The organism is Gilliamella sp. HK2, assembly GCF_001690265.1.
GTDB lineage: Bacteria > Pseudomonadota > Gammaproteobacteria > Enterobacterales > Orbaceae > Gilliamella > Gilliamella apicola_C.
In genome coordinates this window covers 72,128-92,337 of sequence record NZ_LZGV01000088.1, presented here as the reverse complement: position 1 = coordinate 92,337, position 20,210 = coordinate 72,128, and the positions used below count along the sequence as shown (strand labels likewise).

Here is a 20,210-nt window from a genome sequence, read left to right as displayed (position 1 = left end):
CATTTTCGTCAAAAATATACAATCGAGGCGCTTTACCGCCTGATGCGTTTTCGTAAATATAACCAATACTATTTTGAGCATCGGCATTGCCTTGAGCAGCCGCTTTTTCAAACCAACTTAAAGCAATCGGAAAGTTGTTTAACTCATCACGGTACATTGAGCCTAAGTTATATTGTGCTTTAGCCAGTCCCTGAGCGGCCGCTTTTTCAAATAATAGCCGTGCTTTAGTGTGATCCCCTTTTTGGTAAAGCAAATTATCGCCGTAAAAAATTTCGCCCAAGGTGTTTTGGGCAATGGCATCACCACTTTCAGCCAGTTCAGTGCACAATTTAATGTTTGCTTCATCACGTGAAAGTTGGCAAGTGGGTTGCTCCGAGGCGCTAGACATTAAGCGAGTTTGGGGCGCATTGGTATGATGATTGCCCTTGGCAAAAACCGACATCGCAAATAAGGCAACACCAAACCCCAATACCGCATAAGGGATTTTTTTCATTTTCATTCCATTTATAACGATTTTTGATGAATTTTAATATGGTTAACCACGCTAATTGTATAGCAAAAATCGGTGGTAACAAATTAAAAAACAAACAATAAATACCTTAAAAAATCGAAGATCAAAGCGATCAAGATCAATCGCAACACCTTGCCATTATGTTACAAATTGAATTGGAGATAGAGTAAAAAGTATTAAAATGGATGATTTTGTTGTTTTTCAGACTCAACAATAAAAAAACGGGCGGTGCCCGTTATTTATTGCGTTACATTATCTTCAATAGGTGGGTAATCAGGCCAAAATTCTGGTTTATTGACTTGTCCCATTTTTAATGCATATTTGCGCCATAACAGCGCTTTTTGGATATCACCGCCTTCTCCTTTATAAAAATAACTTAGTAAAGTCATTGTATTATAATAACCTTGGATGGATTTTTTTATAAAGTAACGTTCTTTTAATTTCAATAGATCGCCTGTATCTTTGCCTAACCAAACATCTAAGGTATTTCTTCGGTTTTTCGTTAAAATAAACAGATGTGAACTATTCAGCATGTCTAGATTGTAGAAGCTTTTAAGTCCATATAAGGATCCATAGATCAAATCTTCATCACTACCTTCTCCAAGAATGTAATAGCTAATTCTAATAGTTTTTTGATCTTTATGCTGTAATGTGGTTTTTAACCCATAATGTCGATACATTACGTTATAAAAAAAATCCCATAAGGTTTCATCAGGTTGTAGTTGGTAGGCTTGCTCAAGTAAAGTAAAGGCTTTATATTCATCCGCTTTGGTGCCTAAACCTTGCATATACATAAACGCTAACGTTTTTATTGCTGGGACAAACTGTTGGTTTGCTGCTTGCTCATAGAGTTTAAAGGCGTGACTTTCATCTTTATTGACCCCGATACCAAACAGATAAAAATAGGCCAAATTAGTTTGCGCTAGGGCATGCCCTTGGTCGGCGGCTTTTTGGTACCATTCAATGGCTTTTTGTAAATTAGGCTCTAGTCCTTGACCATATTCACTCAATGGATAAATGCTACGTCGGTAATAATCAACAGGCAAGTTATTATCAAACTTTGCAAACTTTGCTTTAATATTGGGGATTTTTTTGTCTGTATTTTTACCGCTTTGATTAAAAGTATATAGCCGAGGAGGGGTACCTCCCGATGCATTTTCGTAAATATAACCAATACTATTTTGAGCATCAACATTACCTTGTGCAGCGGCTTTTTCAAACCAACTTAAAGCAAGCGGAAAGTTGTTTAACTCATCACGATACATTGAGCCTAAGTTATATTGTGCTTTAGCCAGTCCCTGAGCAGCCGCTTTTTCAAATAATAGTCGTGCTTTAGTGTGATCCCCTGCTTCGTACCAAGGTTTAATAGTATAAAAGATTTCACCTAAGGTATTTTGGGCCATGGCATCACCTTTTTCAGTCAGCTCAGTGCAGAGTTTAATGTTTTCTTTATCAAACTTAAGTTGACAAATCGGTTGAGTAGGTTGGTTTTCGCTATTATAAGATGTTGTAGCAAGGTTTTTAGTGTTATCGGCATCACTTGAAAACGATACAAAGCATAATAAAAATGCAGTGTGAAGGATTTTTTTCATTTTTATTCCATTTATTACTATTTTTAATAAATTCTGATATTGTTAACCTATTTAATTATATAGTAAAACATTGTGCTAACAAGTTAAAAAATAGTCAATAAATTCCCCAAAAAACGAAGATCAAAATCGATCTCAATATCCAGTAATCATGTTACAAATTGAGTTAGAGGTAAAGTAAAAAGTATTACAACAGTTGGAGCTATTGTTGTGCAAGGTGATTGTTTTTCCTAATTTTTTAATGTGTATTTACGTCATAACTGCGTACGGGGTATATTTTGCTCTTCGCCTTTACCATAGTAAATTAACGAGGTTTTTATCATGTTATTGTCTTAAATGGCTTCTTTTGTCAAGTGCACTCTTTTAATTTTCATAGTTCGCTAATAATATGTTTAAGGTTACGATTTTCAGCCTCTAGTTCTTTTAAACGTTTAATGTTTCAAGTTTCTATACGCTCTATTTTTCCCACCATTGATAAAAAGTTAAATTGTCCACACCCTATTTACGGGATAGTGCTTTAATGGGAACGCATGCCTCAGCTTCTTTTCAAATAGATACGATTTGATGTTTAGTCATTTTTTCATAATTAAATCTTTTTTTACTTTTATCATAGAGAATTTTCTATTTTTAGTTGTACTATTTTAGGGGGATAGTTACATTTAGGGGACAGTTACATACAAAAAGTTATAACACTTGGGTTGCGTAATAAGTAAATATGGTTATAAAACGAAATGAACTTTAGTTAAAAACATGCTGAGTTCGGATATCGAGATTAGATATGATGTCTTAACAATATATCCCAGTTATCATGAAAAATTTGAGGGATAGGCAAGGGGCGGTTTCACAGATGATGACAATGTTGTTTTACCAATTAATAGTACGGCGGAAGAAATCGGAGCTGGATTAAGACGGATTTTAGTTGTTGCTGTTAATTTAGCTAATCTAGTTTTTATATTTTTGTTAAAGGTGAATGTTAACATTGTCACCAAACTATATAATTATGAGCGGAGAATAGTAATTTTAAGCTGATTTTTACGCATTGTGCATCCTATTTTTCATTTGAAATATAAAAGAATACACAAACCTAGTACGTATAAAAATCATTCAGAAAAACCATTGATTTTATTGAAGTTTTTATTATTGAAAAATAATGGCAAATAATAACATTACTTCTTTTGCGACAAGGCTATTTTATGATGCACTGCCCGATATATTTAAATATTGGGCGTATGTGAATACTAACTTTTTTGTAACGAATATTTGCTTTGTACTAACTGGCTATTAAAGGCTATTTTAGCTATTTGCTATAGTCTTAATAAGCGTCTTATCAACCATATAATCATCTTCTTTTTAAAACAACCCGCAGATCTTCACCTACCATCGTAGTCGATTCGAACTGAAAGTTGGGTGCCATGGATAATTTTTGTAAATTAGGCAATATACACATATCTTTCGAATTATGCCCAAGTAATTTTGGCGCATAATAGATAATCAGTTCATCAACTAAGTCTTGCTCTATTAGTGCGCCAGCTAAGTGTGCACCAGCTTCAACCCAGACGGAATTTATGCCTTTTTTTCCAAAAAGTGTTAGTAAATGAACTAAATCAATATGATTTTGGGGAGAAGATTCAATAATTAATTGAGTGTTGGGTTTATTGATCGCAATATCTTGTTTGCGCACTATCCATATCTCCCCCTGTTGCTTAAAAATATTTTCTTCGCCTGTTAGTTGATTCTGACTATCGATAATGACTCGTATGGGTTGCCGAATATTTTCAGGAGGATAAATTTGTTTTATGTCATCAGGCAATTGTGCATGCCTGACTGTTAAGCTCGCATTATCCGTTTGTACCGTCATGCGAGTGCTCAATATACAACTTGCTTGCGCTCTGTATCTTTGTACATCTTGCCTTGCAATACTTGATGTTATCCATTTGCTTTCACCTGATGCCATAGCGATTTTACCGTCTAGCGAGGCAGCTAGTTTAAGTTGTACATATGGCAATCCAGTTCGCATTCGCTTTAAAAAACCTTTATTAAGCGATTCAGCTTGAGCGGCTAATACTCCAACAATAACTTCAATTCCCGCATCACGTAATCGTTTAATTCCATTACCTGAAACATTAGGATTGGGATCTTGCATAGCAATCACAACACGTTTAATTTGCGATCTAATTAAGGCATCAGCACAAGGAGGAGTTCGCCCAAAATGACTGCAAGGTTCCAATGTCACGTAAGCCGTTGCACCTTGTGCGGCTTTTCCAGCCATGTTAAGTGCGTAAACTTCGGCATGTGGTAATCCTGCTTTTTGATGATAACCCGTGCCCACAATCTGATTATTTTTTACGATCAGGCAACCGACATTAGGATTAGGTGACGTGGTAAAACGACCCAACTTAGCGAGCTCAATAGCTTGCTGCATATAAAAATAATCGTTATCGTTTATTATCATTTAGGGTGTTATTTCTGTTGTAATTTGGCAATTTCATTACTAAATTGTTCGATATCATCAAAACTAAAATAGACCGATGCAAAACGGATATAAGCTATTTTATCAAGCTTTTTGAGTTCTTCAATAACGTAACGACCAATTAATTTCGCTGGTATTTCACGTTCTCCTGTTGATCTAATTTTTGATTTTATACGTGTAATAGCATCTTCAATCGAGTCAAAGCTAACAGGGCGTTTTTCTAAAGCTCGTTTTATACCATTGCGTAATTTATCTTCATTAAATGGCTCACGAACTTTATTACTTTTAATGACATTAGGCATAATTAATTCAGCAATTTCAAATGTGGTAAAACGCTCATTACATTCAACACATTGTCGTCTTCGACGTACTTGAAAGCCTTCACTAACAAGTCGAGAATCAATCACCTTAGTATCATTTGCATTACAAAACGGACAAAACATAATAATATCCTTATAATGACACAATTTAGATTACAATAGCTCAAAATTTTGATTTAAACAAGATTGATTAGTATTTTCTATTCTTGATGAGATGTATATTTTAGCGTTAAGAATAAAGGGAGCTATTTAATGAGTAAGATTAGCTAAGCGGTAAAGTAAGACAATTGAGAGCATTATCACTCAATGAATTAAATGCCGCCGATTTCTTGGCGGCAGTACAAAATTTACCATTCTAGCTTCATTAAAAAATTACGTAATTTGGTAAAATCATTCGGCATATAATGGGAAAGTAGTGTCATATCTGCTCGTTCAGCTAATGCGTTAGGAAGTGCAATTTGCTTGCCAAGAATATTTTCAACGACTTCTTTAAATTTAGCGGGGTGCGCAGTACTTAAAAATAAGCCATATTCACCCTTTTGTAACTGATCACGTAAAGCACGATAAGCAATTGCGCCATGAGGTTCGGACAAATAACCTTTTTGATCGAGTTCACAAACGGCTTGTTTAGCAACTTCATCAGAAATCGCCGCATGAGCCAGTGATTTAAGATCCCAACCTTCACGCTGATAAATTTCTTCAATTCTAGGCCAGTTATTGGGTTGACTAACATCCATTGCATTAGATAGCGTTGCAATTGTTGCATGTGGTTCCCATTTACCCGTTTCTAAATATCGAGGTACTGTATCATTCGCATTAGTTGCTGCAATAAAACGCTTAATTGGTAAGCCCATGGTTTTTGCAAGTAGCCCAGCGGTTAAATCACCAAAGTTGCCACTTGGAACCGAAATAACTAATTGCTCACGTTGTTTGGGTGTTAATTGAGCGTAAGCTTCAAAATAGTAACATATTTGAGCGAGTAATCGGCTGATATTGATCGAATTAGCAGAGTTCAAACCAATTTTAGTTTTTAATTCTTCATCATCAAATGCCTTTTTCACTAATGCTTGGCAGGCATCAAAATCACTTTTGATGGCAATGGTATGAATATTATCACCAAGTGTACAAAAGAGTTTTTCTTGTAATGGGCTGATTTTTCCTTCAGGGTATAAAATAACGGCCCGAATATTCGGCAAATGATAAAATGCATGGGCGACAGCTGCGCCTGTATCGCCAGATGTCGCAGTTAAAATAGTGATTTTTTTATCTGCCGCCACTTGAACTAACGCTTGTGCCATAAATCGCCCACCAAAATCTTTAAATGCTAGTGTGGGACCATGATAAAGCTCTAATGAGCCAATATCTGCTTCAACGGATGTTATGGGAGCAGGAAATTGAAAAGCATTTTTAACTAGTCTGTACATATCATCACTGCTAATTTCATCACCAATAAAAGCAGATAATATTTTGGCGCTACGAGTAACAAAACCAAGATTTAATAATGATTCAATTTCGTTTATGGAAAATTTAGGGAGTTCTTGGGGAAAGAATAGGCCTTGGCCTTTTCCTAATCCTTGTTGTACCGCTTGAGAAAAACTAACTTGTTCTGAATGATCTTTTAAGTTATATAATTTCATAATTATGTTCCGGTTATCTTTAATCTTTCACTTTTACTGCTATCAGCTTGAACAGTAAAAAGTTAACGTATTTTTTAGATTTAGTCCTGTTTTTATAATAAATAAACTTAAATAATTCTTGCGCCTAGGGGATCTATTTTACAAATATGGGTAAAGCCTTCATCATTTTGTAAATAACAATGTTTAAGTAGTAATTCAATTTGTTGTGCCGTTTCAAGTTGATCTGCAATGACAAACATTGTTGGACCTGAGCCAGAAATTCCCGATGCTAGAGCTCCGAGCTGTTTGACCCGTTTTTGTATTTCATCAAAGCTAGGTAATAATTGTTTGCGGTAAGGTTCAGCAATATTATCAACAAGCATTGCCGAAGCCAATTTAGGTTGTTTGGTATAACAAGCATGCAAAAAACCACCCACATAGCGACCGTGTGCTACGCAATCCGCTTTTTGATATTGAGCCGGTAATATTGCTCGCGCTTCAGCGGTTGAAACCTTAATACCGGGGTATGCCATCACCCAATACCAATCTTCAAAATGAGGTATTGATTCGCTAATTATGCCTATTTCATCAAGGATAAGTTGCATTCCACCTAAATAGCAGGGTGCCACATTATCATAATGTACGCTACCCGAAATGCGTCCTTCAAGCTTCCCCATCATTGTAAGCATTTCAAACTCATTAAATGGTTTATCAAAAAACTCATTTAAGGCAACAAATGCGCCAACCACAGAGCAAGCACTTGATCCTAATCCCGAACCTATTGGCATATTTTTTTCAAGAGTCATACTGACGGGCAATGTTTTACCCATTGCTTGACAAAAATACTGCCAGCATTGATAAACAATATTGTTTTTGGGATCATTGGGGAGGTTTTTCACAAATGAGCCTTTGCTAGTTAACAAAAATTTGCTAGCAGGTTCAACAGTGATACAATCGCCAAGCATCACACCACTAATAGGGCTAATTGCTGCACCTAATATATCAAAGCCAACACTAATATTAGCCATTGATGCAGGCGCATAAACAGTTAAAGATTTATGATTCATTTAGCCTCCTATTTTGCCTGATGTGGTACGTAAAATATCAGCAAAAACACCCGCAGCGGTAACATCATTACCAGCGCCATAGCCTCGTAATACGAGTGGTATAGGTTGGTAATAACGCGTATAGAAAGCTAAGGCATTTTCACCATTTTTGACTTTATAAAGAGGATCTTCGCTATCAACGGCTTCAATCTTAACATGGCATTGCTTGTTTTCTATACTGCCAACATAGCGTAGAACTTTGCCTTTTTTTGCGGCTTGTTCTGATTTTTCTTTAAACACGGCATCCAATTGTGGCAATTGTTTCATAAACTCATCAAGGCTACCTTGTGTATACTCAACAGGTAGAACAGATTCGACATTGATTTGATCAAGCTCTAATTGTAATCCTGCTTCTCGAGCTAAAATTAATAGTTTTCTCGCCACGTCAGTGCCTGATAAATCATCACGAGGATCAGGTTCAGTAAAACCTTTCTCTTTAGCCAATTTAGTTGCTTCAGACAATAACATGCCTTCATCAAGTTTACCAAAGATGAAAGAAAGTGAACCTGACAATATACCTGAAAATTTAATAAGCTCATCCCCTGCATTGAGTAGATTTTGTAAGTTTTCAATAACAGGTAATCCAGCGCCAACATTAGTATCGTACTGGAATTTTCGTTTACTTTTTGCCGCTTCTTGGCGTAAACGCAAATAATAAGCCATTGAGCTGGTATTGGCTTTCTTATTTGGCGTGACGACATGAAAGCCATTAGCTAAAAAGTCCGCATATTTATCTGATACTTCACTACTTGATGTACAATCGACTAGAATTGGGTTGAGTAATCGATTATTTTTAGCAAACTCAATAATTCCGTCTAACGTGTAGCTATGTTCACTTTGTCTGATTTGATCTCGCCAATTGCTCAGATCAATGCCATCACGGTTAAGGACATTATGTTTAGAATTAAATAGCCCACACACACGAAGATCGACCTGTTTGTTTTTCAGCCATTTTTGCTGGCGATTAATTTGATCAATAAGTGCACCACCAACACCACCAACACCAATAACAAATACATCAAGCATTTTGTCCGTACCAAATAACATTTGGTGAGCAACTCTTACGCCCATTACGGCAACATCATTATCAACCACAACAGAAATTGAGCGCTCAGATGAACCTTGTGCAATAGCGACAATATTAATATTCGCTCTGGCTAGGGCTGTAAAAAAGTTAGCTGATAAGCCTCGTAATGTACGCATACCATCACCGACAACTGAGATAATTGCCTGTTTTTCAATGAATTCAATAGGTTCAAGCAAACCATCTTTTAGCTCTAGGAAAAATTCATCATTTAATGCCTCTTCAGCTCGGCTGAGCTCAGTTTGCGGTACACAAAAACTAATACTATATTCTGATGAGGATTGGGTAATAAGCACCACTGAAATGCCGGCATAAGACATGGCAGAAAAAACGCGAGCCGACATACCCACCATGCCCTTTAAGCCAGGGCCAGAGACGTTAATCATTGCCATATTATTTAAATTAGTAATGCCTTTTACTGGTGTTGTTGAATCAACAACATTGGCACCGATTAATGTACCTGGCGCATCAGGATTATTGGTGTTTTTAATTAAGCAAGGAATTTGAAATTGAGCAATAGGTAAAATCGTTCTTGGGTGAAGAACTTTGGCGCCAAAATAAGAAAGTTCCATTGCCTCTTGATAAGATAGCGTCTTAAGGAGTTTTGCATCAGGCACAGTACGGGGATCACAAGTATAAACACCATCGACATCAGTCCATATTTCACAACTACTAGCACGCAGACACGCAGCTAGTACCGATGCAGAGTAATCCGAACCATTACGCCCGAGAGCAACGAGCTCACCTTTATCATTACCCGCAGTAAAACCAGGCATTAAAATTATATGATTTTGGGGAATATGCATTTCACTAAGTCGGCGTGAAGACTCTGCAATATCGACGGTTGATTCTAAATAGTTGCCTTCAGCAATTAGCATTGCTACTGGGTTTATTACAGTAACTAAATGCCCCTTAGCCTTAAGCAGTTCTTCCATAATGGCAATAGAGAGTTTTTCGCCACGGCAGATAATTGATGCATTAATGCTATCTGGGCATTGGCCTAATAAAGCGATCCCCTTAAGTAGTTGCTTAACATTGTTTAATTCATCAAGTGCAAAGCGCTTCATCTGTTCATAAGCAAAATTAGGTTGTGCTTTTGCAATTCCTTCTAGTAAATTAGCAAAGATTTTTTCAGCATCACAGATATTATTTTGTATATCCTGCCCAGCAACCGTTTTTTCTACCATTGCAACTAAATGATTAGTAATTTTAGCTGGTGCGGATAAAACAGTTGCGTTTTGCTCTTGTTTAGCATTATTTTCGATAATCTCTGCAACGCGTAAAAAACGTTCTGCGTTAGCGACAGATGTTCCTCCAAATTTTAAAACTTTCATATCACACCTTTACTTATTGTTCTAATTTATGCCTGTTACCATTCAAAATACCTTTTACCTAAAAACATCAGTGGTTTAAAAGTAGTAATAAGAAATCAAAATATTAAAATTTTATCTTTCTTTACTCTTATGGTTTTTGAACCTGTTTTTATAAAAACTAAAAACCCGCCTATTTTGGCGGGTTTTTTATATTTTCAAGGAAAAATTAACCCGCCCTATATTGAATAATAGTGCTTAAGGTGCTAATAATGTTTGAAATCATCATTATCATTTTCATCATTTTCCTAATTAAATTTATTTTTTAAACGCTAAAAACAAAACAGCCTGACATTTTCATGTCAGGCTGTAATTTTAAAAAAACTTTTTGCTATTTTCGTACTCATTAACAACTTTATTCAATGCTTGATAGATACTTTCAGTATCTTGCTTTTTTAACGCTTCATCAAGAATATTAAGATACGATAACATTAGCTTTTGATTGTCTTCTGCAAACTTTGGTGAAATTTCCTGATCTTCATATAGCATGACATAAGTGCGTGCAAATCCAAAAATCAAAAAATAGACCGCTGCATTTTTTGTATCTTCTTGAATTAATGTTTGCATAGCGTTACGCAGTTTTACATAACTGTCTGTGCCTGGTAAACTTGCCGCAAATGTTTTAGTTACTTCAGTAAATACCATTACGATTAACCTCAATCAAAACCACAAGAAAAAAGAATAGCAACCCTAAAGCAGAAGTGCAAGCCTATTTTGTTCTTCAAATCTATTTTTTATTATTAAAGGGAGCGAGCATTTATAATTTACCTCCACAGTCAATACGTTTTAATTACTCACTTTCTTTGTAAAGTGCTAATCCTGCTGGAGCTTGAGCAACTGGCATTATCTCTAGTGAATTGACATTAAAATGTGCTGGCGTATTAACTAACCAAGAAATGGTATTTGCAATATCTTCTGGTGTTATATAATCAATACCTTTGTATACAGCGGCTGCTTGATCATTATTGCCATGAAACCTGACATTAGAAAATTCAGTGCCTCCACATAACCCTGGTTCAATATTGGTGACTCTGATTTTTTTTCCTAAAAGATCAGTGCGTAAATTAGCGCTAAATTGTTTTACAAATGCTTTTGTTGCACCGTATACATTTCCACCTTTATAAGCATAGGTACCAGCTACTGAGCCAATATTAATAATGTAACCAAAGTTGCGCTCAACCATACTAGGTAAAATTTGATGAGTTAAATGAATTAATCCCATTATATTAGTTTGAATCATTGTTTCCCAATCATTGAAATCAGCTTGATAAGCTGGTTCTAATCCTAAAGCCAATCCTGCATTGTTAATTAAAATATCGATAGGTTGAAATGCTTTAGGAAGCTGTAACAATATTGATTCTATTGCATCTTTTTTTGTAACATCCAAGGTTAAAAAGGTAAAGTTTATTCCTAATTCATCTGCTAATTTTTGTAACTTATCTCCACGTCGAGCAACACCAATCACTTTATAGCCGTCAGCAACGAGCTTACGACAAATTGCTTGACCAAATCCGGATGAAGCACCTGTAACTAAAGCGATATTCATAATAAGCCTCCTTATCGGTTAAACAACGGTTTACGTATATTTCCATAAACTGTGATATGCATAAACAAAAAAGATACAAATAAAAATAGAGTAAAGCACATAATTTCTTGAAATGATTTTACAAAATATTTATTTAATACCTAAAAAAACCCGCTAATTAAGCGGGTTGATATTTAATATTTCATGTAGCAGGTTCTTCTGCGGGTTCTTCATCTTTCAATGGAACAATCAATGTATCGATATGTGTATTATTAATAAGTTGACGAGCAGAAGACATTAACTTACTCCAAAAGTCTTGATGATGGCCACACACGACAAGATCAGCGCCATATTCGTGAATTGCTTCAATTAATACTTGGTCAAATTCTCCATTTCCTGAAAGAGTATGAGCAATAGGATAACCCGCATCGTCGGCCAATTTATTTAAAGCAACGTGCGCATCTTGAGTAATTCGGTCTTTCATATCATTCATATTAATATCAACCAAACCAGTATAAAGATCTGAATAATTAATACCAACATGAATCAATGATATTTGAGCATTATATGGTCTAGCCATAGAAACAGCTTTTTCGACAAGAACTTCACTTTCAGGTGATAAATCTACTGCGACTAATATATGTTTATAAGCCATGATATTTTACTCCTTCCTATTTTTAAAGCCCAAATAAATTGAAAACCAGTTCTCTATTTTTACTCCTAAATTAATTTTTGAGCAAGCCAAAAAAGTGATCCAGATAGCAAAATTGAAATTGGAAGTGTTAAAATCCAAGTTAATGCGATACTTTTGATTGTTTTACTTTGTACTCCACCACCATCAACAATCATCGTTCCAGCAACTGAGGAAGAAAGAACTTGGGTTGTTGATACTGGCATGCCAGTATAGCTTGCAATTCCAATTGATAAAGCTGTTGTGATTTGTGCTGATACTCCCTGAGCATAAGTCATGCCTTTTTTACCAATTTTTTCACCAATAGTAATAGCTACACGGCGCCATCCTATCATTGTTCCAACTGCCAATGCTGAAGCTACGGCAACGATAATCCAAACAGGCGCATATTCGACAGTTTTAAGCAGATCATTATTCAAAGATTTTAAATATTGTTTATCTTCTGGTGTCACGTTAGGTTGTTTAGCAACATGCGAAACCGTGTCAGATAAACAGAGTAATATACGTCTAGTTTGTGAACGTTGTTCTACCGTAAGTGACTGATAATCACTAATTTTATTGAATAAATTATTAGCAATCGCTAATGTGGTATATGAACGCGAATAATCACAATGATATTTATTCAAGTCGCCTTCTGGAACACTCGTATCTAACAGTGGTTGTTTACCTATTATCGTTGTTAAATCGTCATTATGGGTAACAAAATACTCTTGAATATTGTGAATAGCATTACGAGTATTTGTAATATCATAGGTAGATGCACTCATGTTAACAATAAACCCTGCTGGAGCTATGCCCATCAACACTAACATCAATAAGCCAATACCTTTCTGGCCGTCATTGGCTCCATGAGAAAAACTTACGCCAGCAGCCGAGATAATGAGCATAATACGAATCCAAAAAGGAGGTTTCTTCTTGCCATAGAGTTTTTCACGTTGCTCTGGCGTCATAAATATTCGCTCGCGTTTTTTACTACTTTTTTTACTTTGTCCTTTACGAGTCCAATATTTTCGTAGTAAAAATATCATTAGACCTGCAATCACAAGGCCAACAGCAGGGGAGACAATCAATGATAAAAAGATATGAATCATCTTAGGAATATTAAGGGCATTTATTATTGATGTATCCATAATAAATGCGTTAGCAATTGCCACGCCAATAATCGAACCAATTAGGGTATGTGAGCTTGATGCAGGAATACCTACATACCATGTTCCAAGATTCCAAATAATGGCTGCAAATAAAATAGAAAAAACCATTGCAAGCCCATGAGCAGAACTTACATTAAGTAATAAATCAGTTGGCAATAGATGGACTATAGCATAAGCAACACTCAGTCCACCAAGTAGAACACCAAAAAAGTTGAACATGCCCGCCATAAAAACAGCGAGTTGTTCTTTTAATGCTCTTGTGTAGATTACAGTCGCAACGGCATTAGCTGTGTCATGAAATCCATTAATTGCTTCATAAAAAAGGACAAAAAACAGCGCCAAAAATAAAAATAGAATGGTCGAAAATTCTAATTCAGCAAATAGAGGTAACATAATATATCTTTCTGTTGTTAATATCGGCCCTATTATCCTTGAGAATAGGGCAATGAGCAAAACAAATTTTAAATTTTTCGTTTTGCATAACGCTCAGCTAAAATAGCACAAACCATTAATTGAACTTGATGAAAAATCATTAATGGTAAAATGATTATCCCTGTTATAGACATTGGGAAAATAATACTAGCCATTGGAATGCCGCTTGCTAAGCTTTTTTTCGAGCCACAAAATACAATAGTAATTTCGTCTTCTTTACTAAAGCCAAGTAATCTTGAAACATAGGTTGTTATTAACAAGACAATAGTTAATAACATAATAGAATAAAAAATAATTTCTAAAAGTGATAAAAAGCTAATTTGAGACCAAATGCCATTTGCGACGGCATCACTAAAGGCAACATATACAACTAATAAAATTGAGAGGCGATCAATTTTAGAAATAATACTTTTATATTTATCCACCCATTTACTAATGAAATACCTTGATAAATGACCCAGTATAAATGGCAACATAAGTTTAAGCATGATAGAGATAATAGCATCTAGCATATTCATAGAATTCGAGGCTTGGGTATGCATCAATAAGCCAACCAAAATAGGGGTAATAAATACGCCTAAAAATGTTGACGCTGAGGCGCTACAAATAGCCGCAGCAACATTACCTTTTGCTATAGAGGTAAAGGCTATAGCGGATTGAACAGTTGCGGGTAGTACACAAAGATAAACAAAACCTAAATAAAGATTTTGCGGTAAAAAAGTGGGAACCAATATTTGCATCATTACTCCTAGAACAGGAAAGATAACAAAAGTGGTCATAAAAATAACTAAATGTAACCGCCAATTTTTTATACCAATAACAATCGCTTGGAAAGAAAGCTTGGCGCCGTGCATAAAAAAGAGCAAGCCAATAGCAAAGGTAGTCAGATTTTCAAAAAAAACTTTAGTCTGCCCTTTACATGGTAAAAAACTAGCTGTAATTACGACACAAATTAACGTTAACAGAAATGGATCGATTTTAAAACGTTGTAGGATATTCATAGTTTTGCTTTTAGTCTAATTAGTAAAAAAAATCGCCACGATTGTGGCGATATTTATAGGTAATAACTTTATTCTAAGAAACTACGAAGCACATCGGAACGGCTTGGATGGCGCAACTTACGCAAGGCTTTAGCTTCAATTTGACGAATACGTTCACGAGTAACATCAAATTGTTTACCTACCTCTTCTAACGTATGGTCTGTATTCATATCTATACCAAATCGCATACGTAATACTTTCGCTTCTCTTGGCGTTAGCCCTGATAAAATATCACGTGTTGCACTACGCAAGCTTTCAGATGTCGCTGCATCTAACGGTTGCTCAAGAGCGGTATCCTCAATAAAATCACCTAAATGCGAGTCTTCATCGTCCCCAACTGGTGTTTCCATTGAGATTGGCTCTTTAGCAATCTTAAGTACCTTACGAATTTTGTCTTCTGGCATTTGCATTCGTTCGGATAACTCTTCAGGTGTTGGTTCACGACCAATTTCTTGTAACATTTGGCGTGAAATACGGTTTAATTTATTGATTGTTTCAATCATATGTACCGGAATACGAATTGTTCTTGCTTGGTCAGCAATTGAACGAGTAATGGCTTGCCTTATCCACCAAGTCGCATAAGTCGAGAACTTATAACCACGACGATATTCAAATTTATCGACCGCTTTCATCAAACCAATATTACCTTCTTGGATAAGATCCAAGAATTGTAACCCACGATTCGTATATTTTTTTGCAATGGAAATAACTAAACGCAAGTTAGCTTCCACCATCTCTTTCTTGGCGCGACGGGCTTTAGCTTCACCAATAGACATCCGTCTATTAATATCTTTAATCTGTTCAATAGATAGACTAGTTTCTGTTTCAATTTGTTGCAATAAGTTAACCTGAACTTGGATTGGTTCTTCAAACTGTTTCAAACTTACAGCAAATGCGCCTTTAGCTGTGAGCGCTTTTTCATACCAGCTCATATTATTTTCGTTACCGGTAAAATACGTCATAAACTGTTTTTTCGGCATTTTGCATTGTTCAACACAAAGCTTCATAATCACGCGTTCATGTGCTCGGACTCGCTCCATCATACTGCGCATATTATTAACGAGAATATCAAACTGCTTAGCGACTAAACGAAATTGCTTGAATATTTCTGATAGATTTTCGATCTCTTTTTGTGCTTTGTTATGAGCTCGGCCATATTTTTTGATCGCATCAGACGTTTTATCGTGTTGCTCTTTTAATTCAGCAAATTTAGCTCTGGCAACTTCAGGATCAATAGAAACATCATCATCGGTTGAAGAGTCTCCTTCTTCATCCTCATTTTCATCGTCACTATCATCAATTTCAATTTCAGATTCACTAACTTCTAAATCTTCTGGCAATTCGTCTGTCACTTCTTCAGCATTTGGGTCAACAAAGCCTGTAATCAAATCAGATAAACGAACTTGGCCACTTTCGATTAAATTATATTGCTCTAAAAGATAAGTAATTGCTTCTGGATATTCTGATACTGAAGTTTGAACTTGATTGATACCATCTTCAATACGTTTAGCAATATCAATTTCGCCTTCGCGTGTTAGTAGTTCAACCGCGCCCATTTCTCGCATATACATACGAACAGGATCAGTTGTTCTACCAATTTCTGATTCAACATTAGATAATACTAAGGCAGTTGCAGCTTCAACAGCCTCTTCATCAGGGACATTATCTGAAAGTAATAGTTCATCAGAGTCTGGGGCTTCTTCAAGCACTTGAATCCCCATGTCATTAATCATTTGGATAATATCTTCAATCTGATCTGAATCAATAATCTCTTCCGGCAAGTGATCGTTGACATCAGCATAGGTTAAATATCCTAGCTCCTTACCTCGAATGATCAGGAGTTTTAGCTGTGATTGAGAATTTTGCTCCATAAAAGGTATCCACTTTAGTTATTTGGTCATCTATATTATATATGTAGACTAATAGTTGGAGTCTACATATAGCCTATATATTTAGTCTTTTCTTGATAAAACAAGTATTAAAGTCGCCAATTCTTTTTTCTCTGCGGCACTTAAGCCAGAGACTCTCTCTTTTGCGATCAGTTCATCTTGCCTTTGGGCGAGTATATTATCATACAACTCTTTTAAAGTATGTGAAAAAGTTGAGCTTATTTCATCATCTTGATAATGGTGCTCCCATGTTGATAAACGGCTTAACTGTTTGTAAAACGGCCTGTCTATGCATTCTGTTAATATTTGTGCTGTTGTTATATTGGGATAACGTTGGCATAATTCAAGCAATTCGATAAAAATCTCAATTCCAGCCATGTTAACTTGACGAATTGCATTGAGATCAGAAACTTGCTCAGCAAGATTTGGGTATTGAAGTAATAAACCAATTAAAATGCGCATCGTAGTTAATTTTATTTGTGTTCTAGGTGTATTTTCATTGGCTTTTTCATCTTTTTTAGAACGATTTTCATTTAACAATTGTTCTAGTTGAGAAACATCAAGTAAACCTAAATAATTACCTAATTTTTGTAATAAATTTAATCTGAAAGCTTTTGCTCTAATTTGATCAAGCAACGGTAAAGCTAGCGAACTTAATTTCGCTTTTCCTTCAGCCGTTTTTAAATCAACTTGCTTTAAAAGCTCATCAAATAAAAATTTTGATAGATTTGGCGCTTCATTTAAATATTTTTCAAAACCCTCTTTACCAACTTTACGCACAAAAGTATCCGGATCTTCATCTTGAGGTAAAAAAGCAAAGGTAATTTTCTTTCCATCGATTAAACAAGGTAATAAAACGTTCAAAGCTCGCCAAGCAGCGTTTCGTCCAGCATTATCACCATCATAACAAAATATGACCGAATCTGTAGCTCTAAACAGTAATTTAATATGTTCTTCTGATGTTGCCGTGCCTAAAGCGGCAACAGCATAATCAATGCCATATTGAGCAAGCGAAACCACATCCATATAACCTTCAACCACTACAAGTTGCTGAGGGTTACGATTAACTTCAAGTGTTTCATAAAGTCCATATAGCTGAAAACCTTTATGAAAAATAGGCGTTTCTGGTGAATTAATATATTTTGCAGGATCATTAATGATAGTTCGCCCACCAAATGCTATAACATTTCCTTGCCTATCTCGAATAGGAAACATGATTCGCCCGCGAAAACGGTCATATTGGTTACGGCTATCATTGGTTACTAACATACCCGCTTGCTGATAAAGTGCAGCTTCAGCTTTTGTTTTAACCACATTTTGTGATGTTAATCGCCATTCATTAGGCACAAAACCAATTTTATATCTGGCGATAATTTCGGCATTAAGCCCTCTTTGTTCAAGATATTTATGGGCTTCTATGGATGTTGGCAAGGCCAATTGCTGTTGATAAAAATTAGTAATTTTAGCCATTAATGCATACAAGTCACGGCGCACATTTCTAGATTCGATATGCTTTGATTGATCTATTTGACTATTATCAGTATCAATATAAGGTACCTGAATACCTTGCATGCTAGCTAATTCTTCAATAGCTTCAGGGAAAGATAACCGTTCATATTGCATTAAAAAATTAACAACAGATCCAGAGGCACCACACCCAAAACAATAATAAATCTGCTTTTTCTCATTAAGTGAAAAAGAGGCTGTTTTCTCATCATGAAAAGGGCAACAACCAAAATAATTATTCCCTTTTTTTTTCATTTTGACGCGCTTGCTAATGACATCCAAAATATTGGTTCGAGCAATTAGATCTAAGGTGAAATCGCGAGGAATAAAACCTTTCATGATAAATTTTAACCAATTTTACTGTTACAGAAAGGCAACAAGCCGTATTAAAAATACGGCTTGTTAGAATTCTTTATATTAGAAGATAACAAATTGATTTTAATATCAATTCCAACTTTCAGTATAAATAATTTTAAAACTATTAATATAGACGAGTGCGACGAGCGTTTTCTCTTTCTAATTTCTTAGCATGACGTTTAACAGCTGCAGCTTTTGCTCGTTTACGAATAGTGGTTGGTTTTTCGTAAAATTCACGATTACGAACTTCAGCTAAAACTCCTGCTTTTTCACAAGAACGTTTGAAACGACGTAATGCTACATCGAAAGGTTCATTTTCACGTACTTTAATTACTGGCATGTGCCTCTCACCTCAAATTTGTTTAATATCACAAGGGACTAAAATTTAGTGCGTAATTTTACTCCTAATCGATATATGTTGTAAAGTAAAAAATAGAATTATTATCAGACTACAAATTAATTTGCTAATCAAAATATAGCGTCAGATAATAAATCAAATCTCACTAAGAATAAACAGGAGTTTTTCATGCCATCATTTACAGGTCAATACCCACAACGCCGCTTACGTCGTAACCGAGTTCATGACTTTAGTCGTCGTATGGTTGCTGAGCATAGCTTAACAGTTAATGACCTAATTTATCCCGTTTTTATTGTTGAAGGGAATAATACAACTGAACGGGTAAGTTCAATGCCAAACGTTAATCGAATGAGTATTGATGTATTATTAAAAGAAGCGGAACAAGTAGTTAAATTAGGGATCCCTGTCCTTTCATTATTTCCTGCTATTGATCCGATAAAAAAATCATTGCTAGCGCAAGAAGCGTATAATGAAAATGGATTAGTACCAAAAGCTATCCGAGCATTAAAAAAAGAATTCCCAGAGCTAGGCATACTCACCGATGTTGCTCTTGATCCTTATACTACACATGGACAAGATGGAATTATTGATGAACACGGATATGTACAAAATGATATTTCCGTTCAAACGCTTACTAAACAAGCGTTAATGCAAGCAGAAGCAGGTGCTGACATTATAGCACCAAGCGATATGATGGATGGACGCATTGGTGCAATACGTGATGAACTAGAAAAACAAGGCTTTGTTAATACGCAAATTATGGCTTATTCAGCAAAATATGCATCAAGTTTTTATGGACCTTTTCGCGATGCGGTCGGTTCTGCTAAAAATATAAAAGGCAGCAATAAAAAAACTTACCAACTCGATCCAGCGAATAGTAGTGAAGCATTACAAGAAATTTATCAAGATTTAAGTGAGGGTGCAGATATGGTCATGGTTAAACCAGGCATGCCTTATCTTGATATAGTTCGAAGAGTGAAAGAAACTTTCGCTGTGCCCACATTTGCTTATCAAGTATCTGGGGAATATGCCATGTTAACAGCAGCAATCCAAAACGGTTGGTTAGATGAAAAATTAGCAATTATGGAATCTTTACTTTGTTTTAAACGCGCTGGTGCAGATGGTGTTTTAACCTATTTTGCTAAACAAGTCGCTGAGTGGTTACATCAAAAATAACAATATTTGTTTAAATGTT

General features: G+C 35.6%; 16 protein-coding genes. 1 reads left to right on the top strand and 15 read right to left on the bottom strand.

Annotation, left to right across the window (positions count from 1 at the left end):
• From A9G45_RS09525 to rpsU, 15 genes are all read right to left on the bottom strand, one after another.
• On the bottom strand, positions 1-493 hold a 493-nt coding region (locus tag A9G45_RS09525; RefSeq protein ID WP_176701815.1), incomplete at its 3' end, for a tetratricopeptide repeat protein.
• Between the two features lie 257 nt (positions 494-750).
• On the bottom strand, positions 751-2,103 hold the full coding sequence (locus tag A9G45_RS09520; protein WP_065567845.1) for a tetratricopeptide repeat protein: 1,353 nt from the start codon (positions 2,101-2,103) through the stop codon (positions 751-753).
• 1,336 nt (positions 2,104-3,439) lie between these two features.
• Positions 3,440-4,552 carry a bifunctional diaminohydroxyphosphoribosylaminopyrimidine deaminase/5-amino-6-(5-phosphoribosylamino)uracil reductase RibD gene (gene ribD / locus A9G45_RS09515; protein ID WP_065567846.1) on the bottom strand — a complete coding sequence of 371 codons (1,113 nt, stop codon included), beginning with the start codon at positions 4,550-4,552 and terminating at the stop codon, positions 3,440-3,442.
• An 8-nt stretch (positions 4,553-4,560) separates the two neighbouring features.
• A complete protein-coding gene (gene nrdR, locus A9G45_RS09510) occupies positions 4,561-5,013 on the bottom strand; it encodes a transcriptional regulator NrdR (protein ID WP_065567847.1) in 453 nt (150 codons plus the stop codon).
• A gap of 224 nt (positions 5,014-5,237) precedes the next feature.
• Entirely contained in the window at positions 5,238-6,527 is a 1,290-nt protein-coding gene (gene thrC, locus A9G45_RS09505; RefSeq protein WP_065567848.1) for a threonine synthase, read from the bottom strand.
• Between the two features lie 107 nt (positions 6,528-6,634).
• Positions 6,635-7,573, bottom strand: a complete 939-nt coding sequence (thrB, locus tag A9G45_RS09500; protein ID WP_065567849.1) for a homoserine kinase — start codon at positions 7,571-7,573, stop codon at positions 6,635-6,637.
• Positions 7,574-10,030 carry a bifunctional aspartate kinase/homoserine dehydrogenase I gene (gene thrA / locus A9G45_RS09495; protein ID WP_065567850.1) on the bottom strand — a complete coding sequence of 819 codons (2,457 nt, stop codon included), beginning with the start codon at positions 10,028-10,030 and terminating at the stop codon, positions 7,574-7,576. It abuts the gene before it with no gap.
• 351 nt (positions 10,031-10,381) lie between these two features.
• Positions 10,382-10,711, bottom strand: a complete 330-nt coding sequence (locus A9G45_RS09490; protein WP_065567851.1) for a hypothetical protein — start codon at positions 10,709-10,711, stop codon at positions 10,382-10,384.
• A 145-nt stretch (positions 10,712-10,856) separates the two neighbouring features.
• Positions 10,857-11,612, bottom strand: a complete 756-nt coding sequence (locus A9G45_RS09485; protein WP_065567852.1) for an SDR family NAD(P)-dependent oxidoreductase — start codon at positions 11,610-11,612, stop codon at positions 10,857-10,859.
• Between the two features lie 181 nt (positions 11,613-11,793).
• Positions 11,794-12,246, bottom strand: a complete 453-nt coding sequence (uspA, locus tag A9G45_RS09480; protein WP_065567853.1) for a universal stress protein UspA — start codon at positions 12,244-12,246, stop codon at positions 11,794-11,796.
• 65 nt (positions 12,247-12,311) lie between these two features.
• Positions 12,312-13,826 (bottom strand): inorganic phosphate transporter PitA, encoded by a 1,515-nt coding sequence (gene pitA, locus A9G45_RS09475; protein WP_065567854.1) that lies wholly within the window; start codon positions 13,824-13,826, stop codon positions 12,312-12,314.
• 68 nt (positions 13,827-13,894) lie between these two features.
• A complete protein-coding gene (locus A9G45_RS09470) occupies positions 13,895-14,866 on the bottom strand; it encodes a bile acid:sodium symporter family protein (protein WP_065567855.1) in 972 nt (323 codons plus the stop codon).
• A gap of 68 nt (positions 14,867-14,934) precedes the next feature.
• Entirely contained in the window at positions 14,935-16,776 is a 1,842-nt protein-coding gene (gene rpoD / locus A9G45_RS09465; protein WP_065567856.1) for an RNA polymerase sigma factor RpoD, read from the bottom strand.
• An 81-nt stretch (positions 16,777-16,857) separates the two neighbouring features.
• The gene (gene dnaG, locus A9G45_RS09460) at positions 16,858-18,639 is read right to left on the bottom strand and encodes a DNA primase (protein WP_065567857.1); all 1,782 of its coding nucleotides are present in this window, start codon (positions 18,637-18,639) and stop codon (positions 16,858-16,860) included.
• Between the two features lie 142 nt (positions 18,640-18,781).
• Positions 18,782-18,997, bottom strand: coding sequence for a 30S ribosomal protein S21 (rpsU, locus tag A9G45_RS09455; RefSeq protein WP_034882800.1), 216 nt, complete (start codon positions 18,995-18,997; stop codon positions 18,782-18,784).
• Positions 18,998-19,183: 186 nt separating this feature from the next.
• Between rpsU and hemB the strand changes: the two genes are divergently transcribed.
• On the top strand, positions 19,184-20,191 hold the full coding sequence (hemB, locus tag A9G45_RS09450; protein ID WP_065567858.1) for a porphobilinogen synthase: 1,008 nt from the start codon (positions 19,184-19,186) through the stop codon (positions 20,189-20,191).
• Positions 20,192-20,210: the final 19 nt, after the last annotated feature.